Source organism: Brevibacterium sp., from assembly GCF_022712115.1.
Lineage (GTDB): Bacteria > Actinomycetota > Actinomycetes > Actinomycetales > Brevibacteriaceae > Brevibacterium > Brevibacterium salitolerans.
The window spans coordinates 1-2,780 of record NZ_JALAHB010000241.1 but is presented as its reverse complement, the minus strand read 5'-3'; the positions used below and the strand labels follow the sequence as shown (position 1 = coordinate 2,780).

Here is a 2,780-nt window from a genome sequence, read left to right as displayed (position 1 = left end):
TGCACGGTGCCGTTGTTGGGGCGGGGGGGACCGTGCAGGGCGATGCCGTTGCAGATGAGGCCGGCGGCGAACTCGCGGACGCCGAAGTGCAGGTTCCGGCCGTAGGGGTTGCCGGAGAACATCGCGGACGAGCGCTCCTCGGGCAGGAAGGAGGGTTCGCCCTTGAGGAGGGTGTTGTTGGAACCGGCGAGGTCCGCGGATCCTCCCCACAGCTCCGGCATGAGGGGGGCGACGGCGTTGAGGACCGTGCCCGAGGCCGCACGCGTGGCGATCTTCTCACCCGCCTCGAACTCCGGCAGAGCCTCGGCGAGACCAGCGGGCAGCTCACCGGACTGCAGCCGGTCGAAGAGCTGCGCGCGCTCCGGGTGCGCACTGCGCCACTCCTCGAAGCGCGCCTCCCAGGCGGCGCGGGCCGCCGCGCCCCGCTCGCGGGCGAGGCGGGTGTGCGCGAGGACCTCGTCCGCGACCGCGAAGGACTCCGCGGGGTCGAAGCCCAGGAGCTCCTTGGTCGCCGCGATCTCAGCGGCACCCAGTGCGGAGCCGTGCGCGCCACCGGTGTTCTGCTTGCCCGGGGCGGGCCAGGCGATGATCGTGGAGAGGCGGATGAAGGAGGGGCGCGGATCCGCCTTGGCGGCCTGCACGGCGGCGTGGAGGGCCTGGACGTCCTCGGAGTACTCGCCGGTGCCGTCGACGCGGCCGGTGAAGTCCACGTGCTGCACGTGCCACCCGTAGGCGGCATAGCGGGCCTCGACGTCCTCCGTGAACGCGATGTTCGTGTCGTCCTCGATGGAGATCCGGTTGTCGTCCCAGATGAGGATGAGGTTGCCGAGCTCCTGCGTGCCGGCGAGCGAGGAGGCCTCCGAGGAGACGCCCTCCTGCAGGCAGCCGTCGCCGGCGACGACGTAGACGTGGTGGTCGAACACCGACTCGCCCGCAGGCGCCTCCGGGTCGAAGAGGCCGCGCTCACGGCGCGCGGCCATCGCCATGCCCACGGCCGAGGCGATGCCGGAGCCCAGCGGTCCGGTGGTGATCTCGACACCGTCGGTGTGGCCCACCTCCGGGTGTCCGGGGGTGAGCGAGCCCCAGGTGCGGAGCGCGCGGAGGTCGTCGAGCTCGAGGCCGAACCCGGCCAGGTAGAGCTGCACGTACTGCGTGAGGCTGGAGTGCCCGGCGGAGAGGACGAAGCGGTCCCGGCCCGCCCAGCGCGGCTGTGCGGGATCGTGCACCATGGCGTGCTGGTAGAGGTAGTAGGCGGCCGGCGCGAGGCTCATGGCGGTGCCGGGGTGGCCGTTGCCGGCCTTCTCGACGGCGTCGGCGGCCAGCAGGCGAGCGGTGTCGACCGCCCTCGCGTCCAGTTCTGACCACTCGAGGGTGCTCGTGCTTGTCATGCGCGCGAAGTGCTCCTTAGATGAAGGCGGTGCAGTGTGCAGTCGATGGCGACGCGCTTCAGCTTACCGGCTGGATCCGCGGTTGCCCTGTCCGTCCTCCCGCGCATCCCCGACACCCACCGCGCCGCCGTCCGCGCATCGCGGGTGTCGGAAGTGCGGAAGTCTTCTACGAGCGATAGAATCTCCGAGAACGCTCATCGATCACTAGGAAGGTGCCGAGGACGATCGTGTCTCTTTCTCCGCATTCCGCGCACACCCGCACATCCTCGGCGACCTCCGGCGAGCGACCGCTGCAGCGGACCATCGACGAGGAGCGCGCGGGTGCGCGTGGGCGCGGAACCCTGCGGGGCACGCTGCGCGCCTACGTCGCGCTCACCAAGCCGCGTGTGATCGAGCTCCTGCTCGTCACCACCGCGCCCGTGATGTTCCTCGCCGCCCGCGGCCTGCCCGATCTGTGGCTGGTGCTCAACACGCTGATCGGCGGTGCGGCGGCTGCGGCCTCGGCCTCGGTCTTCAACTGCATCGCGGACCGGGACATCGACGCGAAGATGAAGCGGACGGAGAATCGTCCGCTCGTCACCGGCGAGATCACCCCGCGGGCGGCGACGATCTTCGCGTTCGCCCTGGGCTTCGGCTCGATCTTCTGGCTCGGCGGATTCACCAACTGGATGGCGGCCGGCCTCACCGCCGTCGCGATCCTCCTCTACGCCGTCCTCTACACCCTGGTGCTCAAGCGCCGCACCTCGCAGAACATCGTGTGGGGCGGGGCCGCCGGCTGCATGCCGGTGCTGATCGGCTGGTCGGCCGTCACCGGCTCGCTGAGCTGGGAGCCGCTGCTCCTCTTCCTCGTCGTGTTCTTCTGGACGCCGCCGCACTACTGGCCGCTGGCCATCAAGTACAAGGCGGACTACGAGGCCGCGGACGTGCCGATGCTGCCCAACAAGGTGCCGCCCCGCAACGTCGCCGCCCAGATGATCTGGTACACGCTGGCCATGATCGGCTCCTCGCTCCTCCTCATCCCGCTGGCGCCCATGGGCCCGCTCTACATCGCTGTCGCGGTGCTCTCCGGCGCGTGGTTCCTGTGGGAGTGCGTGGGGCTCATCAAGCGGGCGGACAAGGGCCTCTCCGGCACCCGGCTCAAGGCGATGCGCGTGTTCCACGCCTCCATCACCTATCTCTCCGTCCTCTTCCTCGCCGTGGCGATCGACCCGTTCGTCAACCCCTGGATGTGAGCGTGCCGCAGGGCTGATCCGCACCGGGGCCCGGCTGTTCTCCGGAACGGCCGGGCCCCGGTGCGTGTGCGGGGTGGGAGGGGCCTCCCGCCGGCTCAGTCGCCGGCCGGCGCGAACTCCCCGCCGTGGTCGGCGGCGCGCGGAGCCGCGAGCCCGCGGC

The 2,780-nt window shown here is 71.0% G+C and carries 2 protein-coding genes; one reads left to right on the top strand and one right to left on the bottom strand.

What is annotated here, in order from left to right; translation table 11 throughout:
* Positions 1–1,388: thiamine pyrophosphate-dependent enzyme (locus Q0A33_RS14410; protein ID WP_291798274.1), on the bottom strand; the 1,388-nt coding region annotated here is incomplete at its 3' end.
* Positions 1,389–1,690: 302 nt separating this feature from the next.
* Here Q0A33_RS14410 and Q0A33_RS14405 point away from each other — a divergent pair.
* A complete protein-coding gene (locus tag Q0A33_RS14405; RefSeq protein ID WP_291798276.1) occupies positions 1,691–2,620 on the top strand; it encodes a heme o synthase in 930 nt (309 codons plus the stop codon).
* The last annotated feature ends 160 nt before the right edge of the window (positions 2,621–2,780 follow it).